The 19,535-nt window shown below is 69.9% G+C and carries 17 protein-coding genes; 9 read left to right on the top strand and 8 right to left on the bottom strand.

The annotated features are described in order from the left end of the window. Nucleotides 1–71 precede the first annotated feature (71 nt). The 4 genes from AC6CCG_RS25685 to AC6CCG_RS25670 all read left to right on the top strand — a co-directional run bounded on the left by AC6CCG_RS25685 (nt 72) and on the right by AC6CCG_RS25670 (nt 4,244). The gene (locus AC6CCG_RS25685; RefSeq protein ID WP_496657596.1) at nt 72–539 is read left to right on the top strand and encodes a hypothetical protein; all 468 of its coding nucleotides are present in this window, start codon (nt 72–74) and stop codon (nt 537–539) included. Further along, the gene (locus AC6CCG_RS25680; protein ID WP_496657595.1) at nt 508–2,946 is read left to right on the top strand and encodes a DNA gyrase/topoisomerase IV subunit A; all 2,439 of its coding nucleotides are present in this window, start codon (nt 508–510) and stop codon (nt 2,944–2,946) included. Before AC6CCG_RS25685 ends, AC6CCG_RS25680 begins: the two co-directional genes overlap by 32 nt. Before the next feature lie 138 nt (nt 2,947–3,084). Next, nucleotides 3,085–3,669, top strand: a complete 585-nt coding sequence (locus tag AC6CCG_RS25675; protein ID WP_496657594.1) for an HdeD family acid-resistance protein — start codon at nt 3,085–3,087, stop codon at nt 3,667–3,669. 56 nt (nt 3,670–3,725) lie between these two features. After that, nucleotides 3,726–4,244: a beta-class carbonic anhydrase gene (locus tag AC6CCG_RS25670; RefSeq protein WP_496657593.1), complete on the top strand. Its 519-nt coding sequence runs from the start codon at nt 3,726–3,728 to the stop codon at nt 4,242–4,244. A gap of 1 nt (nt 4,245) precedes the next feature. On the opposite strand, the gene AC6CCG_RS25665 is transcribed toward AC6CCG_RS25670, so the two are convergent. Together AC6CCG_RS25665 and AC6CCG_RS25660 are read right to left on the bottom strand one after the other, a co-directional pair. Continuing rightward, the gene (locus AC6CCG_RS25665; protein WP_496657592.1) at nt 4,246–5,004 is read right to left on the bottom strand and encodes an isocitrate lyase/PEP mutase family protein; all 759 of its coding nucleotides are present in this window, start codon (nt 5,002–5,004) and stop codon (nt 4,246–4,248) included. A gap of 72 nt (nt 5,005–5,076) precedes the next feature. Further along, nucleotides 5,077–7,170: a DNA gyrase/topoisomerase IV subunit B gene (locus AC6CCG_RS25660; RefSeq protein ID WP_496657591.1), complete on the bottom strand. Its 2,094-nt coding sequence runs from the start codon at nt 7,168–7,170 to the stop codon at nt 5,077–5,079. 213 nt (nt 7,171–7,383) lie between these two features. Between AC6CCG_RS25660 and AC6CCG_RS25655 the strand changes: the two genes are divergently transcribed. Then, nucleotides 7,384–7,632 (top strand): DUF7455 domain-containing protein, encoded by a 249-nt coding sequence (locus AC6CCG_RS25655; RefSeq protein ID WP_496657590.1) that lies wholly within the window; start codon nt 7,384–7,386, stop codon nt 7,630–7,632. 76 nt (nt 7,633–7,708) lie between these two features. Here AC6CCG_RS25655 and AC6CCG_RS25650 read toward each other — a convergent pair whose 3' ends face one another. The 3 genes from AC6CCG_RS25650 to AC6CCG_RS25640 form a co-directional block, all read right to left on the bottom strand. Continuing rightward, entirely contained in the window at nt 7,709–9,199 is a 1,491-nt protein-coding gene (locus AC6CCG_RS25650; protein ID WP_496657725.1) for an RNA polymerase sigma factor, read from the bottom strand. Between the two features lie 205 nt (nt 9,200–9,404). After that, nucleotides 9,405–9,812 (bottom strand): universal stress protein, encoded by a 408-nt coding sequence (locus AC6CCG_RS25645; RefSeq protein ID WP_496657589.1) that lies wholly within the window; start codon nt 9,810–9,812, stop codon nt 9,405–9,407. Nucleotides 9,813–9,826: 14 nt separating this feature from the next. Then, the gene (locus tag AC6CCG_RS25640) at nt 9,827–11,308 is read right to left on the bottom strand and encodes a glutamate-cysteine ligase family protein (RefSeq protein WP_496657588.1); all 1,482 of its coding nucleotides are present in this window, start codon (nt 11,306–11,308) and stop codon (nt 9,827–9,829) included. A 61-nt stretch (nt 11,309–11,369) separates the two neighbouring features. On the opposite strand from AC6CCG_RS25640, the gene AC6CCG_RS25635 reads away from it, so the two are divergent. The 3 genes from AC6CCG_RS25635 to AC6CCG_RS25625 all read left to right on the top strand — a co-directional run bounded on the left by AC6CCG_RS25635 (nt 11,370) and on the right by AC6CCG_RS25625 (nt 15,433). Continuing rightward, on the top strand, nt 11,370–12,170 hold the full coding sequence (locus tag AC6CCG_RS25635; RefSeq protein WP_496657587.1) for a thioesterase family protein: 801 nt from the start codon (nt 11,370–11,372) through the stop codon (nt 12,168–12,170). 11 nt (nt 12,171–12,181) lie between these two features. Beyond that, complete coding sequence (locus AC6CCG_RS25630; RefSeq protein ID WP_496657586.1) at nt 12,182–14,341, top strand: S9 family peptidase; 2,160 nt, start codon at nt 12,182–12,184, stop codon at nt 14,339–14,341. Between the two features lie 141 nt (nt 14,342–14,482). Then, complete coding sequence (locus AC6CCG_RS25625; RefSeq protein WP_496657585.1) at nt 14,483–15,433, top strand: sigma-70 family RNA polymerase sigma factor; 951 nt, start codon at nt 14,483–14,485, stop codon at nt 15,431–15,433. A gap of 188 nt (nt 15,434–15,621) precedes the next feature. Here AC6CCG_RS25625 and AC6CCG_RS25620 read toward each other — a convergent pair whose 3' ends face one another. Together AC6CCG_RS25620 and AC6CCG_RS25615 are read right to left on the bottom strand one after the other, a co-directional pair. Then, nucleotides 15,622–16,482 carry an acyl-CoA thioesterase gene (locus AC6CCG_RS25620; protein ID WP_496657584.1) on the bottom strand — a complete coding sequence of 287 codons (861 nt, stop codon included), beginning with the start codon at nt 16,480–16,482 and terminating at the stop codon, nt 15,622–15,624. Between the two features lie 111 nt (nt 16,483–16,593). Next, a complete protein-coding gene (locus tag AC6CCG_RS25615; RefSeq protein ID WP_496657583.1) occupies nt 16,594–18,027 on the bottom strand; it encodes an MFS transporter in 1,434 nt (477 codons plus the stop codon). A gap of 194 nt (nt 18,028–18,221) precedes the next feature. On the opposite strand from AC6CCG_RS25615, the gene AC6CCG_RS25610 reads away from it, so the two are divergent. Then, complete coding sequence (locus tag AC6CCG_RS25610; RefSeq protein ID WP_496657582.1) at nt 18,222–18,566, top strand: winged helix-turn-helix transcriptional regulator; 345 nt, start codon at nt 18,222–18,224, stop codon at nt 18,564–18,566. Between the two features lie 40 nt (nt 18,567–18,606). Here AC6CCG_RS25610 and AC6CCG_RS25605 read toward each other — a convergent pair whose 3' ends face one another. Then, nucleotides 18,607–19,527: a phosphotransferase gene (locus AC6CCG_RS25605; RefSeq protein ID WP_496657581.1), complete on the bottom strand. Its 921-nt coding sequence runs from the start codon at nt 19,525–19,527 to the stop codon at nt 18,607–18,609. Between the last annotated feature and the right edge of the window lie 8 nt (nt 19,528–19,535).

Here is a 19,535-nt window from a genome sequence, read left to right as displayed (position 1 = left end):
GATCGTGGCGGCGCCGGCGGCCGGGGCCCGCGCTGCTGGCGTACAGCCTGCCGGCCTGGATCGGTCTGCTGATGCTGCTGATGGTGTCGTTCGGGCTGCCGCTGTCGGTCGACGACCTCAACCGGCTCGTGGTCCGCCTGGCGGCGCTGCGGAGCCCGGCGCCCGGAGTTGCGCACCGGTCCCCGGGCTGGGCCGTCGCCGGAGGCCGGCTGGCGGTCGCCGGCCTGCTGATCGGCACCTGGCTGGCGGTCTACTTCGGGATCGGCGGGATCGGCGCCCTGTTGACCGGCGGCACTCCGGCCGAGCCGGCGGCCTGGCTGATGATCGGCGCCCACACGGCCTGGGGATGCGGACTGCTGGCGGCCGCCGCTGGGTACGCCCGGCTGACCGACCCGGTCGCCGCCCGCTGCGTGCCGGTCCGCGCCACTGTCGTACCGAACAGGCAGAATGCAGGGAGGGGTGAACCGCGCCCCCGATCAGATCGCAGTGAGGACCACGAACAGCCCCATGGCCCGCAAGACCCCAGCACCGCCGGATGACGATTTCACCGAACGGATCGTCGACATCGACGTCTCGTCGGAGATGCAGAACAGCTTCCTGGAGTACGCCTACTCGGTGATCTACGCCCGGGCGTTGCCGGACGCGCGGGACGGGCTGAAACCGGTGCAGCGGCGCACGCTGTACGCGATGGACGAGATGCGGGTCCGGCCGGACCGACCGCACGTGAAGTGTGCGCGCGTCGTCGGTGAGGTCATGGGTAAGTACCACCCGCACGGCGACACCGCGATCTACGACGCCCTGGTCCGGACCGCCCAGCCGTGGAACATGCGGCTCCCGCTCACCGACGGCCACGGCAACTTCGGGTCGCTGGACGCGGGCCCGGCCGCGATGCGTTACACGGAATGCCGGATGGCGCCCGCGGCGCTGGCGATGACGACCGACCTGGACCAGGACACGGTCGACTTCAAGCCCAACTACGACGGCAAGGACGTCGAGCCGTCGGTGCTCCCGGCCGCCTTCCCGAACCTGCTGGTCAACGGCACCACCGGGATCGCGGTCGGCATGGCCACCAACATCCCGCCGCACAACCTGATCGAGGTCGTCCAGGCACTGCGGCACCTGATCAAGCACCCGGACGCCGACCTGGACGCGCTGATGCGGTTCGTGCCGGGCCCGGACCTCCCGTCCGGGGGCAAGATCATCGGCCTGGACGGGATCCGGGAGGCCTACGCCACCGGCAAGGGCTCGTTCCGGATCCGGGCCACCGCTCGGGTGGAGCAGGTGCATCCGCGCCGCAAGGGCATCGTGGTCTCCGAGCTGCCGTACCTGATCGGCCCGGAGAAGATCATCGAGCAGATCAAGCAGCTGGTCACCAGCAAGCGGCTGCAGGGCATCGCGGACGTGGTCGACCTCTCCGACATGGAGAACCCGACCCGGCTGGTGATCGAGATCAAGAACGGGTTCAACCCGGACGCGGTGCTGGAGCAGCTCTACAAGCTGACCAAGCTCGAGGACTCGTACTCGATCAATGCGGTCGCCCTGGTGGACGGCCAGCCGCGCACGATGACGCTGCGGGACATGCTGACCGTCTACCTCGACCACCGCCTCGAGGTGGTACGACGACGGACGCAGTACCGGCTGGGCGAGGCGAACGACCGACTGCACCTGGTCGAGGGCCTGCTGACCGCGATCCTCGACATCGACGACGTGATCGCGATCATCCGAGCGTCGGACGACTCGGCGGCGGCCCGGGCTCGGCTGATGGAGGTCTTCGACCTCTCCGAGATCCAGGCCAACTACATCCTGGACATGCCGCTGCGCCGGCTGACCAAGTACTCCAAGATCGAACTGGAGAGTCAGCGCGACGAGCTGCAGCAGACGATCACCGAACTGACCGCGATCCTCGCGAACGAGGACCAGCTGCGCAGCCTGGTCGGCAACGAGTTGGCCGACATCGCCAAGCAGCACGGCACGCCCCGCCGGACCATCCTGCTCGCGGCCGACGGCGTCGCCACCTCGGCGACCGCCGCCCCGCTCGAGGTGGCCGACGACCCGTGCTGGATCCTGCTCTCCTCCGCCGGGCTGCTGGCCCGGACCGACCACGCCGAGCCCCTGCCGCCGGCGATCGCCCGGGCCAACCACGACGTGATCACCTCGCGGATCGTCGCGACGGCGCGCGGCGAGTTCGGGCTGGTCACCTCGGCCGGCCGGGTGATCAAGGTCAACGCGATCGACCTGCCCACGGTCCCGTCCACCGCGGCGGCGCCGAACCTGCAGGGTGGCGTGCCGCTGACCGCACTGGTCACGTTGGACGACGGCGAGACCGTCCTGGCTCTGACGACGCTCGCCGAGGACTCCCTCGGGCTGGCGCTCGGCACCGCTCGCGGCATCGTGAAGCGGGTGAATCCCGAGGTGCTGGCCAAGGACAGCTGGGACGTGATCCGACTGGAACCGGGCGACCGGGTGGTCGGCGCGCTGGAGTTGACCACCGCCGAGACCGAGCTCGCCTTCGTCTCGTCCGACGCGCAACTGCTGCACTTCCCCGCCTCGGCGGTACGGCCGCAGGGCAGGTCGGGCGGCGGCATCGCGGGCATCAAGCTGTCCCTCGGCGCGACCGCGGTCTTCTTCGGTGCGGTGCCGGCCGGCGAGGCTGTCGTCGTCACCGTGGCGGGGAGTTCCGGCGCGCTGCCCGGCACCGACTCGGGAACGATCAAGGTCACCCCGTTCTCCGAATATCCGGGCAAGGGCCGGGCCACCGGCGGCGTCCGGTGCCACCGCTTCCTCAAGGGCGAAGACACGCTGCTGTTGGCCTGGGCCGGTCCGGCCCCTGCCGTCGCCGCGGCGGCCAGCGGCGCACCGATCGACCTGCCCGCGGCGGACGGCCGCCGGGACGGTTCCGGCTCCCCCGCCGGCCAGCCGCTGACCGCGATCGCACCGGCCGGCTGACCGACCTGCCGCTGAACCCGTCGCTGCACGCGACGGGTTCAGCGTTTTGCCTTGCCACGGCAGGTTCCCGGGGATTCAATGAACTGAGGCGTTCAGTCGCTGCTGCGGGAACATCGTCGAGGCACCAGGAGGTGCGGTGTGAGCACTGAAGCAACCGAGAGCGCGATCTCCAGTTCACCACCCCGATTCGGCGGGCTGGCCATCGTGCTCGGTGTCCTGACCGCGGTCCTCGGCATCCTGGTCATGGTCTGGCCCGGTCAGACGCTCTTGATCATCGCCCTGCTGTTCGGCCTGCAACTGCTGCTCGTCGGCGCGTTCCGGATCATGGTCGCGGTCACCACCAGGGCCGCGCCCGGCTGGTGGCGCGGCCTGGTCGGCGTGCTCGGCGGCCTGACCGTCATCGCCGGCATCATCTGCTTCGTCCGCCCCGGCACGTCGCTCCTCGTGATCGCCATCCTGATCGCGGCCGGCTGGCTCGTCGACGGAGTCACCTCGATCGTGTCCGGGGTGGTCGACAACTGGCCCGGACTGCAGCGGGTGGCGCAGATCGTGTTCGGGGTGATCAGCATCCTGGCCGCGATCGTCGTCCTGATCTGGCCCAGCACCAGTCTGCTGCTGATGACCTCGGTCGGCGGCGTGCTGCTGCTGGTGCTCGGCGTCGCGATCATCGTGGTCGCGGTGGTCACCCGCCGCTCGACGAACCGGCCGGCCCGGGCCGCCTGATCCCGTACGGCGGTCCGGCGTGTACGACCCGGCCACCGAGCCGTACAGTTTCTGTCGTGGATCAACCCGTGCCCGCCGGTGACGACCGGTTCGAGGACCTGCTGGCGGCGAACGTCGAGTTCCAGCGCCAGTTCACCGATGGCGGCTTCGACGGCATCGCCCGAGCCGGTGTCCTGATGTTGACCTGCATGGACTCGCGGATCCTGCCGTTGCACATGGTCGGGCTGCGGATCGGCGACGCCAAGATCCTGCGTACGCCGGGCGCACACCTGACCGCCGACGCCCTGATCGGCGTGATCGTCGGCGTCCACCTGCTGGAGGTACGGCGCATCCTGCTCGTCCCGCACACCCGTTGCGCGATGGCGACCGGAACCGATGCCGACATCGCCGCCGCCGTCCGCGCCAGCACGGGCGCCGACCTGGGCGACCTGAAGATCGGTGCGACGCCCGACCAGGAGGGCCGGCTCGCCGCCGACGTCACCCTGCTCCGCGAGCACCCACTCATCGCCGGCCGTGCCGAGATCGGCGGCTTCCTCTACGACGTCGACACCGGCGCCCTGAAGCAGCTGCACTGACTCAGGCTCCGTTGAGCTCCTGAACCTCCCGGTACGACAGCGCCGGCGGCACCGCCGCCGACCGCCGGACCGCGTCCGCCGCCTCCCTGATCGCGGCCTGGGCCACCCGGTAGAGCAGCGAGCCGGTGCTGATCCGGGCCACCCCGACGGCCGCGTACTCGCGGACCGTCACCTTGGCCGAGGCCAGCACGTTGACCGGCGCCGGGACCGCACGGACGAACGGCTCCACCACCGACAGGGCCTCGGCGCCCGGCAGGAAGATCCCGTCGGCGCCGGCCTCGACGTAGGTCAGGGCCCGCGCAACCGCGGCGTCGAGGTCGCCGGCGCCGAGCCAGAACTCGTCGGTCCGGGCGTTGACGAACACATCCGGCGCGGCCCGCTTCACGGCGGCGATCCGTTCCGCGTGGAGTTGCGGGTCGACGAGCACGCCGTCGACGGAGTCCTCCAGGTTCACCCCGTCGACTCCGAGCTCGACCACCAGGGCCGCGACCTCGGCCGGATCGTCGCTGAACCCGGCCTCCAGGTCGCAGGTCAGGAAGGCGGGCAGCGCGGCGGCGCGCAGCTGCCGGACCAGCTCGACCGAGAACCGCCGGGTCAACTGGGCGCCGTCCGGCAGGCCGTTCGCCGCGGCGACGCCGAGACTGGTCGTCGCGATCGCCGGGAACCCGTCCCGCACCAGCAGCTTCGCCGTACCGACGTCCCAGACGTTCGGCAGCACCAGCGGGTCGCCGCTGCGGTGCAGGTCGCCGAACCCGGTCATGCCGTCACCCTGCTCACTACCGGTTCCATCCACCCAGTCTGCGCCCGCAAAGCTTCGACAGCGGCCGAAGCGTCAGGCGTCGATGGTCGCGGCGTCGAGCGCGTACGCGCCGTCGATGATGAACTCCTTGCGCGGCGCGACGTCGTTGCCCATCAGCATCTCGAAGGTCGTCTCGGCCAGGATGGCGTCGTCGACGGTGATCCGGCGCAGCGTCCGGTGTCGCGGGTTCATCGTGGTCTCGGAGAGCTGGTTGGCGTTCATCTCGCCCAGGCCCTTGTACCGCTGCGGCTCGCTGAACCGGATGTTCTTCTTGGTCAGCTCCGCGGCCTTGCGCTGATACTCCGCGTCGGAGTACGTGTACAGGTACTTCTCCTGACCCTTCTTCGGGTTGGTCAGCTCGAACCGGTGCAGCGGCGGCACCGCGGTGTAGACCCGGCCGGCCTCGATCAGCGGCCGCATGTAGCGGAAGAACAGCGTCGCGAGCAGGCAGCGGATGTGCGCGCCGTCGGCATCCGCGTCGGCCATGAAGATGATCTTGCCGTAGCGCGCCGCCTCCGGGTCGAAGTTGCGGCCGGACCCGGCGCCGACCACCTGGATGATCGAGGCGCACTCGGCGTTCTTCAGCATGTCGCCGACGGACGCCTTCTGCACGTTGAGGATCTTGCCCCGGATCGGCAGCAGCGCCTGGTGGTCGCCGTTGCGGGCCCGCAGCGCGGTGCCCAGCGCCGAGTCGCCCTCCACGATGAACAGCTCGGTCGAGTCGACGTCGTTGCTGCGGCAGTCCTTGAGCTTCGGCGGCAGGGTGGACGACTCCAGCGCGTTCTTCCGCCGCTGCGCCTCCCGGTGCTGCCGGGCGGCGACCCGGGACCGGGACGCCGACACGACCTTCTCCATCACCGCCCTGGACTGGGCCTTGGTCTCCCGCTTGGTCGAGGTGAGGAAGTTCTTCAGCTCGGCGGCGACGGTCTTCTGGACCAGCGCTGCGACCGGCGGGGTGCCCAGCACCTCCTTGGTCTGGCCCTCGAACTGCGGCTCGGCGAGCCGGACCGTGACGACGGCCGTCATGCCCTCCAGCACGTCGTCCTTGATCACCTCGTCGCCGTTCTTCAGCAGCCGGGTGCCGCGCAGCACCTCGGTGAACGTCTTGGTCAGCGCCCGCTCGAAGCCGGTGACGTGGGTGCCGCCCTTGGGCGTCCGGATGATGTTGACGTAGGACTGCACCGTCGTCTGGTACCCCTCGCCCCAGCGGATCGCGATGTCGACGTCGAGGTCGCGCTCCACGTCGGTCGGGGTCATGGCACCGCTGTCGTCGAGCATCGGCACGGTCTCGGTGAACCGGCTCTGGCCCTGCAGCCGTACCACGTCGGTGATGGCGCGGTCCGGCGCCAGGAACTCGCAGAACTCGGTGATGCCGCCGTCGTGCAGGAACTTCTCGACCGCGGTCTCCGGCCCGCGGTTGTCGGTGACCACCAGCGCCAGCCCGGGCACCAGGAAGCTGGTCTGCCGGGCCCGCGCGTGCAGTTCCTCGATGGACAGCTGGGCGTCCTTGAGGAAGATCGACCGGTCCGGCCAGTACGTGATCCGGGTGCCGGTGGCGCCGCGCTTGGCCTTGCCGAGCTTCTTCAGGCCGCCGCCGGGGGTGAACTTCGCGTCGGGTCCCGGGCCGTCGAACGTGCCCGGCACGCCGCGCCGGAACGACATCCCCCAGACCGTCGACTTGCGGTCCACCTCGACGTCCAGCCGGCTGGACAGGGCGTTCACCACCGAGGCGCCGACACCGTGCAGGCCGCCGGTCGCGTTGTACGAGCCCGCGCCGAACTTGCCGCCGGCGTGCAGCTTGGTGAAGACCACCTCGACGCCGGTCAGCCCGGTCCGCGGCTCGGTGTCCACCGGGATGCCGGCGCCGTGGTCCTGGACCGAGACGCTGCCGTCGGAACCCAACGTGATCAAGATCTCGTTGCCCGAGCCGGCCAGGGCTTCGTCGACGGCGTTGTCGATGATCTCCCAGACGCAGTGCATCAGCCCCCGGGTATCGGTCGAACCGATGTACATCGCGGGCCGCTTCCGGACGGCCTCCAGCCCCTCCAGCACCAGCAGGTGCCGGGCCTCGTAATCACGGCTTTCCGTTGCAGGCTTGCCGATTGTGGATTTCGCGGGACTTGGCACTCTGTGAGTTTACCGGCGCCCACCGACGGTTCCCGGGAGGTGCCCGCGGTGTCCCCCGGATCCGGTCTCCGGAAAGCCGTTCTTGACGTTAGCTGGGCGGATCCTGAGGTGATCGTTACTGGACTTTCACGATCATGAGCCGAAATGGGGAACATTCCACCCCCGGAAGGATGTTCACTAGATATCGACGCCCGTACTGGTCGCCGACTCGGGATGACTCACACCCGGGGGAGGACCGGACTTGTTGCGAAAGAGAGGCCTATCGTGAGCACATCCGTGATCGAAGACCCAGCACTCAACGCAGCCGACCGCTGTGACCGCTGTGGCGCCCAGGCCTATGTACGAGTGACCCTGGCGACCGGGTCCGAACTCCTGTTCTGCGCCCACCACGGAAAACAGCACGCCGACAAGTTGAAGCAGGTTGCCCTGCAGATCCATGACGAGTCCGAGCGACTGAAGTAACCCCCACGAGAGACCTCAACGCAACGGCCCCCGATCTCCTCGATCGGGGGCCGTTGCGTCGTACGGACTCGGGGCATCAATCCAGGTAGTCGCGCAGCACCTGGGACCGGGACGGGTGCCGCAGCTTGCTCATCGTCTTCGACTCGATCTGGCGGATCCGCTCCCGGGTCACGCCGTAGACCTTGCCGATCTCGTCCAGCGTCTTCGGCTGGCCGTCGGTCAGGCCGAACCGCATCGAGACCACGCCGGCCTCGCGCTCGCTGAGCGTGTCCAGCACGTCGTGCAGCTGCTCCTGCAGCAGCGTGAAGCTGACCGCGTCGGCCGGGACGACCGCCTCGGAGTCCTCGATCAGGTCGCCGAACTCGGAGTCGCCGTCCTCGCCCAGCGGAGTGTGCAGGGAGATCGGCTCGCGACCGTACTTCTGGACCTCGACGACCTTCTCCGGCGTCATGTCCAGCTCGGCGGCCAGCTCCTCCGGCGTCGGCTCGCGGCCGAGGTCCTGCAGCATCTGCCGCTGCACCCGGGCCAGCTTGTTGATCACTTCCACCATGTGGACCGGGATCCGGATGGTCCGGGCCTGATCGGCCATGGCACGGGTGATCGCCTGCCGGATCCACCAGGTGGCGTAGGTGGAGAACTTGTAGCCCTTGGTGTAGTCGAACTTCTCGACCGCACGGATCAGGCCCAGGTTGCCCTCCTGGATCAGGTCCAAGAAGAGCATGCCGCGGCCCGTGTACCGCTTGGCCAGCGAGACGACCAGTCGCAGGTTGGCCTCCAGCAGGTGGTTCTTGGCGCGGCGGCCGTCCTCGGCGATCCACTCCATGTCGTCGCGCTGCGCGGCCTTCACCTTGGCCGCGACGTCGTTCAGCTTCTCGTCGGCGAACAGGCCGGCCTCGATCCGCTTGGCGAGCTCGACCTCCTGCTCGGCGTTCAGCAGCGCGACCTTGCCGATCTGCTTCAGGTAGTCCTTGACCGGGTCGGCGGTGGCGCCGGCGGTGACGACCTGCTGCTCCGGCTCGTCGGCGTCGTCGGCGTCGGACAGGCTGAAGCCCTCGTCCTCGGTCAGCTCCTTCTCGAGGCTGGCCTCCTTGCCCGGCTCGAAGGTCGACTCGTCGACCTCGTCCAGGGCACGCCGCTTGTCGTCGGTGGTGAGCTTCTTGCCCACGGTGAGGACGACGTCGTCGCCGTCGACCTCGACCAGCAGGTCGGCCTCCAGCTCCTCGTCGGTGATCTCGACGTCGTCGTCATCGTCGTCCGACTTCGACGCCTTCTTGGCGGTGGCCTTCTTCGCGGCCGCACCCTTCGCGGCGGCCTTCTTGGCCGGCTTCCGGGCTCCCGGGCCGGCGGCCTCCTCGTCCGGCTCGTCGGCGACCGCCTTCAGCTTCGCCTTCTTGGCGGCTGCCTTCTTCGCCGGTGGACGGCCTGGCCGCTTGGCGGCCGGCGCCTCGTCCTTGCTCACCGCAGCGGACACCTGGCTGGCCCGCGTCGCACCGGCAGCGGCGACGCTGCCGTTCGACTGGTGCGGTGCCGAAGACTCGCTGGCTTCGACGGTGGATTCGGACGTGATTCCCTCGCGCGCGGCGTTGGGAGTTGAAGAGGATGACACTAAGGACCTCTCGGGCGTACCGGATCGAATCTAGGGCAGGCGCGGCCCGTCGGAAGTCAAGAGCCGTTCCTGAACGTATTCTTACACGCCCACCCAAAATGGCTGAATCGGCACGGCGGTACGGGCTCCGACGGTAGCCTGCCGCGCCAAGATCAACTTCCGTGAATCAACTCCCCGCGATGGGCTCGGCCTTGACCGCGAGCACCGGGCAGGACGCGTCCAGCAGCACCCGCTGGGCGTTGCTGCCGAGCAGCAGCTTGCCGACCGGCGAACGGCGGCGCAGCCCGATCACGATGAACACCGCGTCCGATTCCTCGGCCGCGTTGATCACCTCGTCGGCCGGGTCCAGCTCGTCCGGCGCCTTGCGGACCTCGTACGGCACCCCGGACTGGTCCAGCTCCTCGGTGAGCGCGACGACCTCGTCCGCGCTCGACGTGTGCACGACGATCAGCCGGGCGTCGCGCCGCCCGGCCTCGACGATGGCGGTCCGCAACGCCGCGCTCCCCTCCGGCTTGGCCGAGTAACCGACGACGATCGTCGGTGTCGCCGGTGCCTGCGCATCGGAGTCGCTCATCCGCCCTGTATCGCTCATGTACGCAGTGCCTCCCAGGTGTGGACCGGTTCGTTGCTGTGCATCAGTTCCAGGTAGCGGGCGAGCATGGCGCGCAGGGCCGCTCCCCGATCACGACCGGCCGCCTCCAGCCCGGACACCTCCGCAGTCTGCCACGTCGCGCCGTTGGCCGCACGGACGCAGCGCCGCTCGATCACCTGGAGCAGCCGGTCGGTCTCCTCGCCGTTGACCCGCCACAGCCGCAGCCCCTGCTCGGCCAGCGGCAGCAGCTTCCGCAGCACCAGTTCGACCACGCTGACCCGCCCGACGCCGGGCCAGTAGACCTCGGCGTCGATCCCGTACCGGTAGCCGGCCACGAAGTTCTCCCGGGCCGCCTGGAACGACATCGCCGACCAGAGCGGCCGGTCGGCGTCGGCCAGCGCGCGGACCAGGCCGGCGAAGAAGGCGGCGTTCGCCATCGTGTCGAGCACGGTCGGGCCGGCCGGCAGCACCCGGTTCTCGACCCGCAGGTGCGGCACCCCGCCGGCGATGTCGTACACCGGGCGGTTCCAGCGGTAGACGGTGCCGTTGTGCAGCCGCAGCTCCTCCAGCTTCGGCACTCCCCCGCTGTCCAGCACGGCCACCGGGTCCTCGTCGGTGCAGATCGGCAGCAGCGCCGGGAAGTAGCGGGTGTTCTCCTCGAACAGGTCGAAGATCGAGGTGATCCAGCGCTCGCCGAACCACACCCGAGGCCGTACCCCCTGGGCCTTGAGCTCGTCGCTGCGGGTGTCGGTGCTCTGCTCGAACAGCGGGATCCGGGACTCGGCCATCAGCCGGTGCCCGAAGAGGTACGGCGAGTTGGCGCCCACGGCGATCTGGACGCCGGCGATGGCCTGAGCGGCGTTCCAGTAGCCGGCGAAGTCGTCCGGGCTGACCTGCAGGTGCACCTGGGTCGAGGTGCAGGCCGCCTCGGGCATGATCGTGTCGGACACCATCCGGAGCCGTTCGGCGCCGTCGATGTCGATCTCCATGTCCTCGCCGCGGGCGGCGAAGATCTCCTCCTCGAGCAGCGAGTAGCGCGGGTTCTCGCTCAGGTTGTCCCGGGTCGCGTGCTCCGGCGCGAGGGTGGGCAGGATGCCGACCATCGCCAGCCCGACGCCGGCCTCGGACGCGCGCTTCTGCGCGTGGTTCAGAGCCGCCCGGACCGAGTCCTCGAACGACGACAGCCCGCGCCCGGCCAACTGCCGCGGCGGTACGTTGATCTCGATGTTGAACCGGCCCAGCTCGGTCTGGAACTGCGGGTCGGCGATCGCCGCCAGCGCCTCGGCGTTCCGCATCGCCGGCTGCTGGTCCTGGTCGACCAGGTTGAGTTCGATCTCCAGGCCGGCCATCGGCTGGTCGGCCTCGAACCGCGACTCGGTCAGCATCAGGGCCAAGACATCGAGGCCGGTCCGCACCTTGGCGCGATAGCGGGTCCGGTCCGCCCGGGTGAACTCCCGCCGTTCGACCTCGTCGCCCATGCGATCCATCGTCACCCATCGGCGCCGCAATGTCAGCAACCGCGGGCACTAGGGTCGGGCCGTGGATCCGAACTCCTACTACGTCGACCTCGGTGATCACCGGTACCGGCCGACCGTGCACGTCCAGGGCGCCTGGCGGGACACCGAACAGCACATGGCGCCGGTGGCCGGGCTGCTGGCGCACGTGATCGAGACGCACGCGCCGCGGCCGGAACTGCAGCTGTGCCGGCTGACGTACGAGATCCTCGGGGTGATCAGTGCCGAGCCGTTCCGGGTCGAGGTCTCGACGATCCGGCCGGGCCGCACGATCGAACTGGTCGAGGCGACCATGATCATCGACGGGCGTCCGGCGGTCCGGGCGACCGGGTGGCGGCTGGCCGCAGCCGACACGTCCGCGGTGGCGGGTGGTGGGCCCGAGCCGCTGCCGGCCCCGGACGGCCTGCCGGTCTGGCCGATCACCGACACCTGGGGCGGCGGTTACATCGACAGTCTGGAGTTCCGGGTCGTGCCCGGCTCGGAACCAGGCCGCGCCCGGGCCTGGCTGCACTCGCGGACCGCGCTGATCGACGGCGTCGACGCCTCCGACCTGGTCCGCTTCGTCGGTCTGCTGGACACCGCCAACGGAATCGCCGCCCGGCTGCCGCCTCGGCAGTGGATGTTCCCCAACACCGACCTGACGATCCACCTGACCCGGGCGCCGCGGCTGTCCGGCCCGGACGCCTGGGTGGGCTTCGACGCCAGGTCCGAGATCGGGCCGACCGGGATCGGCCTCACCTCCGCGATCGTGTACGACCTCGACGGCCCGGTCGGCCGCACCGAGCAGATCCTGACCGTGCGTCCGCTTGTCGGTGAGGGCGCGTAGGGTCGGCAGCTATGACCGACCAGCTCGACCGCGCTGCCGCGACCGCCCCGACGGCCGCCTTCCGTCCGATCGTCCGGAGCCACCACGGCGACGACTTCGCCGACCCGTACGAATGGCTGCGGGACAAGGAGAATCCCGAGGTGATCGGCTACCTCGAGGCGGAGAACGCCTACACCGAGGCGCGCACCGGGCACCTGGCCGAGCTGCGTGAGGCGATCTTCAACGACATCAAGGCGCGGACCAAGGAGACCGATCTCAGCGTCCCGTCGCACCGCCGGCACGGCGAGCGCGGCTACTGGTACTACACCCGGACCGTCGAGGGCCAGGACTATCCGATCCACTGCCGGGTGATCGCCGCCGACCCGACCACGCCGCCCGACCCGGAGCGACCGATCGACGGCGAGGAGGTGCTGCTGGACTGCAACGCGGAGGCCGGTGACGCCGAGTTCTTCTCGGTCGGCGCCCTCGGCGTGTCTCCGGACGGCACCCTGCTGGCGTACTCGACCGACCTCAGCGGCGACGAGCGCTACACGATCAAGATCAAGAACCTGGACACCGGCGAGCTGCTGCCGGACGAGATCCCGGACACCGTGTACGGGATCGGCTGGGCCGGCGCCGACCACCTCTTCTACACCCGGGCCGACGCGGCCTGGCGGCCGTACCTGGTCCGCCGGCACCGGCTCGGCACCGAGGTCGCTGAGGACGTCGACGTGTTCAGCGAGCCGGACGAGAAGTACTGGGTCGGGCTGGAGGCCAGCCGCGACGAGCGCTGGATCCTGATCGGGGTCGGCAGCAAGCTGACCACCGAGTACTTGATCCTGGCCACCGACGACCCGTCCGCGACGCCGCGGTCGATCGCGCCGCGCCGGCAGGGCATCGAGTACAACGTCGAGGTGGCCGGCGACCGGCTGCTCATCCTGCACAACGATCCGGAGCGGGACGGCGGCCCCGACTTCGCGCTGGCCGAGGCTCCGCTGGACGCGACCTCGCCGGACCAGTGGCGGACCGTGCTGCCGCACCAGGCCGGAGTCCGGCTGACCGACGTCACGGCCTACGCGGGCCACGTCGTGCTCGGGCTGCGCCGGGACGGCCTGACCGGGCTGCGGCTGCTCCCCCGCGGCGCCGACGGCACCCCGGGCGCCGGGACGGACCTCGAGTTCGACGAGCCGCTCTACACGGTCGACCACGTGACCGGCCGGGACTACGACAGCAGCACCGTCCGGTACGCCTTCACCTCGCTGGTCACGCCGGACTCGGTGGTCGACCTCGACGTGCCGACCGGCACCCGCACCGTACGGAAGCGGACCGAGGTGCTGGACCACCCCGAACACGGGCCGTACCGCTCCGAGGACTACGTCCAGGTCCGCGAATGGGCGACCGCGGCCGACGGCACCAGGATCCCGATCTCGATCGTGCACAAAGCGGGCCTGGAGCTGGACGGCAGCGCGCCGGCCCTGATCTACGGCTACGGCTCGTACGAGATCTCGATCGACCCCACCTTCCGGATCTCCCAGCTGTCGCTGCTCGAGCGCGGCTTCGTGTACGCGATCGCGCACATCCGCGGCGGCGGCGAACTCGGCCGGGACTGGTACGAGAACGGCAAGGAGCTGACCAAGAAGAACACGTTCAGCGACTTCGTCGCCTGCGCCGAGCACCTGATCGAGCGCGGCTACACCAGCGCAGACCGACTGGCGGCCCGCGGCGGCAGCGCCGGCGGGCTGCTGATGGGCGCCGTCGCGAACCTGGCCCCGCAGACGTTCCGGGCGATCCACGCCGCCGTGCCGTTCGTGGACGCGCTGACCACGATCCTCGACCCTGACCTGCCGCTCACGGTCACCGAATGGGAGGAGTGGGGCGACCCGCTGCACGATCCCGCGGTGTACGCGTACATGAAGTCGTACAGCCCGTACGAGAATCTGCGCGAGGTCGACTATCCGGCGATCCTGGCCACCACCAGCCTCAACGACACCCGGGTCTTCTACGTCGAGCCGGCCAAGTGGATCGCCGCGCTGCGCCGAGTGGCCCGCAACGGCGAGGACCGGCCGATCCTGCTCAAGACGGAGATGACGGCCGGTCACGGCGGCGTCAGCGGACGCTACAAGTCGTGGCGCGAGCTGGCCTTCGAGTACGCCTGGATCATCGACCAGGTGACGCAGATCTCAGTAAAGTAAGACTTGCGGCCTATCGGGGTTCCACCGAGGTAGGTCTCAGGGATTCTTCAGGGCTACGAAGGAATCCTTTCGGCGTCCGGTGGCGTTGACTCCTGTGTACGGCAGAGACAACGCCGGCCCGGACATGGAAAGGGGCCAACTGTGGTAGCTCAAGCAACGCGAACCCGCGTCTCCGAAGGCATCGACGGCAAGGACGCGGTTGGACTGTATCTCGATGGAATCGCCAAGACTCCCCTGCTGACCGCCGAGGAGGAGGTGGAGTTGGCGAAGGCCATCGAGGTCGGCCTGTACGCCGAACGCATCCTCACCGGCGAACTGGACGACGAACGCGGCAAGAAGGCCGTGACGGCCGAGACCGAGGAACTGGAGTTCCTGGTCGAGGAGGGCCAACGCGCCCTGCAGCGCTTCATCACCGCCAACCTCCGGCTGGTGGTCTCGGTGGCGCGCAAGTACGGCCGGTCCCAGATGCCGTTGCTTGATCTGGTCCAGGAAGGCAACACAGGCCTGATTCGTGCGGTCGAGAAGTTCGACTACACGAAGGGCTTCAAGTTCTCCACCTACGGCACCTGGTGGGTGCGGCAGTCGATCAGCCGCGGTATCGCCCAGCAGGGCCGGATCGTCCGGCTGCCGGTGCACGTCGCCGAGCAGGTCAACCAGGTCGGCGCGGTGCGCCGCACCCTGGAGCGCCGGCTGGGCCGGGACCCGGAGATCGAGGAGATCGCCGCCGAGATGGGCATCGACGCGGATCGTGTGATCGACCTGATGCGGTACGGCCGGGAGCACGTGAGCCTGGACGCGCCGGTCGAGGAAGGTGGCGACACCGCCCTCGGCGACCTGATCGCCCGCGAGCCGATGCCCGGCCCGGACGAGGTCTATCTCGACGCCGAGGAGCACGCCCGGCTGGAGGCCCTGCTGGACCAGCTCGACGAGCGTTCCGCCGACGTGGTGCGCCGCCGGTACGGTCTGCTGGACGGCCGCCAGGCCAAGCTCGCCGACATCGGTGCCGTCTGGGGCATCACCGCCGAGCGGGTCCGCCAGATCGAACGGCACGCGATCGCCAAGTTGCGCGGCAAGTCGGTCCTCGCCGCCTGACCCCGAGATTCTCTTCCCTACCCACAGAGAAACGAACGGCCCCCGACCACCCACTCGGGGGCCGTTCGCTTTCCCCGGCACTCACTCGCCGACGCTGTCGGTTTTTCACGTTAACGTGAAAAACCGGCGCAATGCACAGGAAGCTTCTCTGGTAAAGCGTGAGGAAACCGTGTGAGGTCGGGCGGGATTCAACGGGTGGGGCGGATCAGGCCCTCCTGGGCGACGTCGGCGACCAGCGTCCCCTCCTGGAACAGCCGGCCGGTGGACAGCCCTCGGGCGTTCGAGGCCGACGGCGAGACCTGGTCGTAGAGCAGCCAGGTGTCGGCCCGGAACTCGCGCAGGAACCACATCGCGTGGTCCAGCGACGCGGCCTGCAGCCGTGGGTCGCCGATGAAGACGCCGTGCGGCACCGTGGCCGCGGCGAGCAGGGTCAGGTCGCTGGCGTACGCGAGCGCGGCCTGATGGATCCACCGCTGGTCCGGCAGTCGGCCGTCCACCCGGACCCAGACCCTGGCCCGGGCCGGGTGCCGCGGATCGGCCAGCGCGCCGCCGGGCCGGGAGTCGCCGGCGAAGCGGACGTCCAGCGCCCCGTACTCGCGCTGCCAGACCGCCGGCTCCCGCCCGGTCGCCTCGGCCAGCAGGTCGACGTAGCGCGGGCAGTCGTCCGGGCCCGGCACGTCCTCGGGCAGCGGGTCCTGGTGCTCGTACCCGTCCTCGGCGATCTGGTACGACGCCGAGAGGTAGAAGATCGTCTTCCCGCCCTGCCGGGCCACCACCCGCCGGGAGGAGAACGAGCGGCCGTCCCGGACCTGCTCGACGTCGTACACGATCGGGATGTCGGTCCGGCCCGGGATCAGGAAGTATCCGTGCATCGAGTGGAGCGACCGGTCCGCGCCGACGGTGCGGACGGCCGCGCACAGGGCCTGCGCCAGCACCTGCCCCCCGAACGCCCGCTGCATCTGCGTGTCCGGCTGCCGGGCCCGGAACAACCCGACCTCGATCTCCTCGAGCTCGAGCAGATCCACCAGTTCATCGATCGACTTCGGCACACCCCGACCCTAGCCGCCGCGCTCGTGCACTCCGTAGCGGCGGACCTGATCGGCGCGACCGGGCCGCCGCGCTTGATCACCCGGGCGCGGCTTCGGCTCGCTCGATCATGATCACGCCTCCCGGCCGCCCGTGCTGACAGTGCTCGGCTGGGTATCCGCGACGATCCCCGACCGAGCGCGCCGGCGGAACAGAGCGGAGCCGACGATCAGGGCGCCGAGGGCCGCGGCGACGGGCGGCACCAGGAGTGCCGAGCGGTAGCCCTCGAGTTGCTGATGCGGGTCCTCGGCGCTGCCGGCGACCGCGGCGATGATCACCGACGCGGCGGCGATGCCGAGGGCGGCGCCGAACTGGAAGGAGGTGTTGACCAGGCCGCCGGCCAGGCCCTGCTCGGACTCGGCCACGCCGTCGGTGGCCAGGATCGTCGTCGGGCCGTACACCAGGGCGAACGAGACGGCGATGATCACCATCGCGGGGAACATGGTCAGGTAGCTCCGGTCCAGGTCGAGCGGCAGGAACAGCCCGTACCCGATCGCGGCCAGGACGAGGCCGGCCGCGATCATCTTGACGTTGCCGAACCGGGCCACCAGCCGCGGGGTCAGGGTCGGCGCCAGCACGGCGTCGAAGCCGAGCACCACCAGGGCCAGACCGGTCTGCAGCGGCGTCCAGTCACGGAGCTCCTGCAGATAGAGCACCAGGATGAACTGGTAGGCGTTGAAGCCGCCGAGTACCAGCAGCGCGGCCAGGTTGGCCCGGACCACCGACGCCGACCGGAGGATCCCGAACCGGATCAACGGTGCCGGCACCCGGCGCTCGATGATCACGAACACGATCCCGAGCAGGGCCGCAGCGCCGAAGGTGATCAAGCTTTCGGTGACCGGCACCTCGTGCACCCGGACCAGCGCCAGCACCAGGATCAGCATCGTCCCGGTCAGGGTGACCGCCCCGGGCAGGTCGAGCTCACGCAGCCGGGGCCGGCGTTCCTCGGCGGCACCGGCCGGCAGCACCCGGACCGCGGTGATCAACAAGAGCAACGCGGCGATCACCGGCGCGAAGAAGACCCAGCGCCAGTGCACGGCGGCCAGGGCCCCGCCCACCATCATGCCGAGCGAGAAGCCGGCCGCGGCCATCCCCGCATAGACCAGCAGCGCCTTGTTGCGCCGCTCCCCCTCCTCGAACATCGTCGTGATGATCGACAGTCCGGCCGGCGTCATGAACGCCGCCGCGACGCCGGTGACGAACCGCGCCATGATCAACATCCAGCCCTCGCCGGCCAGGCCGCCGAAGCCGGAGGCGACCAGGAAGATCGTCAGCCAGAGCAGGAACATCCGGCGCCGGCCGAGCAGGTCGGCGGCTCGGCCGCCGAGCAGTACGAAGCCCGCGTAGCCCAGCACGAACGCGCTCATCACCCATTGCAGCTCGGGCGTGGACAGGCCGAGGTCGGCCCTGATCGAGGGCAGCGCGACGCCCATCATGGACAGATCGATGCCCTCCAGGAAGATCGCCCCGGACAGGACGAAGACGACGGCCCGGGCGCGCGCCGACATCCGTACCTCCGCGCGTCGTGGACTCGAAACACTCACCGGCACTCCCGTTCTCATGGTCAGTTACTTCTTGTAACTGACACAACCATCCGTCACCATGGGGAGTTGTGGAAGAAGGCACTTTGAAGTCACCCGGTTCCGCCTGTGATACCGACGACGGCGACCCATTCCAGTGGGACACCCGGGAGGACTGCGAGGTGCGGCAGATCCTGGACCGGATCGCCGACAAGTGGTCGCTGCTGGTGATCGCCCTGCTGGACCAGCGCTGCCTGAGATTCACCGAGCTGCGCCGCAAGATCGACGGCGTCAGTCAGCGGATGCTCGCGGTCACCCTGCGCCACCTGGAACGCGACGGCCTGGTCAAGCGCACGGTCCACCCCGTGGTGCCGCCCCGCGTCGACTACGAGCTCACCCCGCTCGGCCGCTCGCTGCACGCGACCATCCAGGCCCTGGTCGACTGGACCGAGACGCACCAGACCGAGATCATCGCGGCCCGGACCGACTACGACACGAGACTCGCCGAACCCGCCGAGGTCAACTGACCGCCGGCAGCGGATCGGGCCATGGTCCAGCCTCGGTTGATCAACATCGACGGAGCCGCCGGTGCGCCTCCTCCTCGGTCAACGACGTGACGGGCTGCCCGACGATCTGCTGAAACTTGGCGTCGAACGCGCGGGTCCAGAGGCCGGCCGCCCACGCCTGCCGGAGTTCAGCGGTGCCGAGTTCCCGGCCACGCGCGTGGCCGTACGCGCGGAGGAACCGCTCGGTCCCCTCGACGGTGGCGAGTTCGTCCGCACCGTCCGACGGATACAGGGCGGCGGCGAAGCCGACCAGGACGGCTTCCCGCTCGATGATCATGCTGTCCCAGTCGTGCACGACCAAGAGCTCGTCGCCGGCCCACCGCAGGTTGTCGACGATCCAGTCACAGTGGCCGACCACGGCTTCGGACCCACCGGCGCGCAGCCGCTCCCGGGCCTGGTGGCCGACCGCATCGATCCACGTCCTGCCGCCCACGTCGTTGAGGTCGACGGAGGGAGCCTCCTCCGAACGCGGCCACAGCCCGGCACCGCAGTGGTTCCAGTCCGCCCAGGACGGCGCGGGGTCGAGCGCGGCGACCTCGGCCGGGCTCGGAGCCAGCCGGATCAGCCGCGCGAACGCCTGCGCGAAGAGGGAGGCCGTGTCGTCGGCTCCGGGAAGCTCGGCACCCCCGGGCACGTAGCTTTCGGCCGTCGCGACATCGCCGCCGAACGGCACGGCTCCGGTGAGCGGCCGTGGGCACGGGTAGCCGGCCTCGAACAGGCGGCGCTGAACGTCCAGGCAGGCCGCGATCCGCGGGGAGCCCGGACGAATCTTGACCACGACCTCGCGCCCGTCGACCAGGCGCAGGCCCAATACGGCGGACAGATGCCCGGAATTGAACAGCTCCTGTGCCGGAGCACTGCCCAGATGCTCCCGACACCACCGAGCGAGTCGGTCCGGATCCACGGCAGCGCCACACGACACCCGGTCAT

The sequence above is a fragment of the Microlunatus sp. YIM B11417 genome (assembly GCF_059617205.1).
Note: the sequence above shows the minus strand (reverse complement) of the source record. Positions and strands in the feature narration are given on the sequence as shown.

Excerpts from the sequence above, each read along its gene's own strand:
- AC6CCG_RS25615 (WP_496657583.1), bottom strand. The coding sequence starts at position 18,027 with ATGTCGGCGCGCGCCCGGGCCGTCGTCTTCGTCCTGTCCGGGGCGATC.
- AC6CCG_RS25685 (WP_496657596.1), top strand. The coding sequence starts at position 72 with ATGCTGCTGATGGTGTCGTTCGGGCTGCCGCTGTCGGTCGACGACCTC.
- AC6CCG_RS25630 (WP_496657586.1), top strand. The coding sequence starts at position 12,182 with ATGACCGACCAGCTCGACCGCGCTGCCGCGACCGCCCCGACGGCCGCC.
- AC6CCG_RS25645 (WP_496657589.1), bottom strand. The coding sequence starts at position 9,812 with ATGAGCGACTCCGATGCGCAGGCACCGGCGACACCGACGATCGTCGTC.
- AC6CCG_RS25680 (WP_496657595.1), top strand. The coding sequence starts at position 508 with ATGGCCCGCAAGACCCCAGCACCGCCGGATGACGATTTCACCGAACGG.
- AC6CCG_RS25665 (WP_496657592.1), bottom strand. The coding sequence starts at position 5,004 with ATGACCGGGTTCGGCGACCTGCACCGCAGCGGCGACCCGCTGGTGCTG.
- AC6CCG_RS25640 (WP_496657588.1), bottom strand. The coding sequence starts at position 11,308 with ATGGGCGACGAGGTCGAACGGCGGGAGTTCACCCGGGCGGACCGGACC.
- AC6CCG_RS25655 (WP_496657590.1), top strand. The coding sequence starts at position 7,384 with ATGACTCACACCCGGGGGAGGACCGGACTTGTTGCGAAAGAGAGGCCT.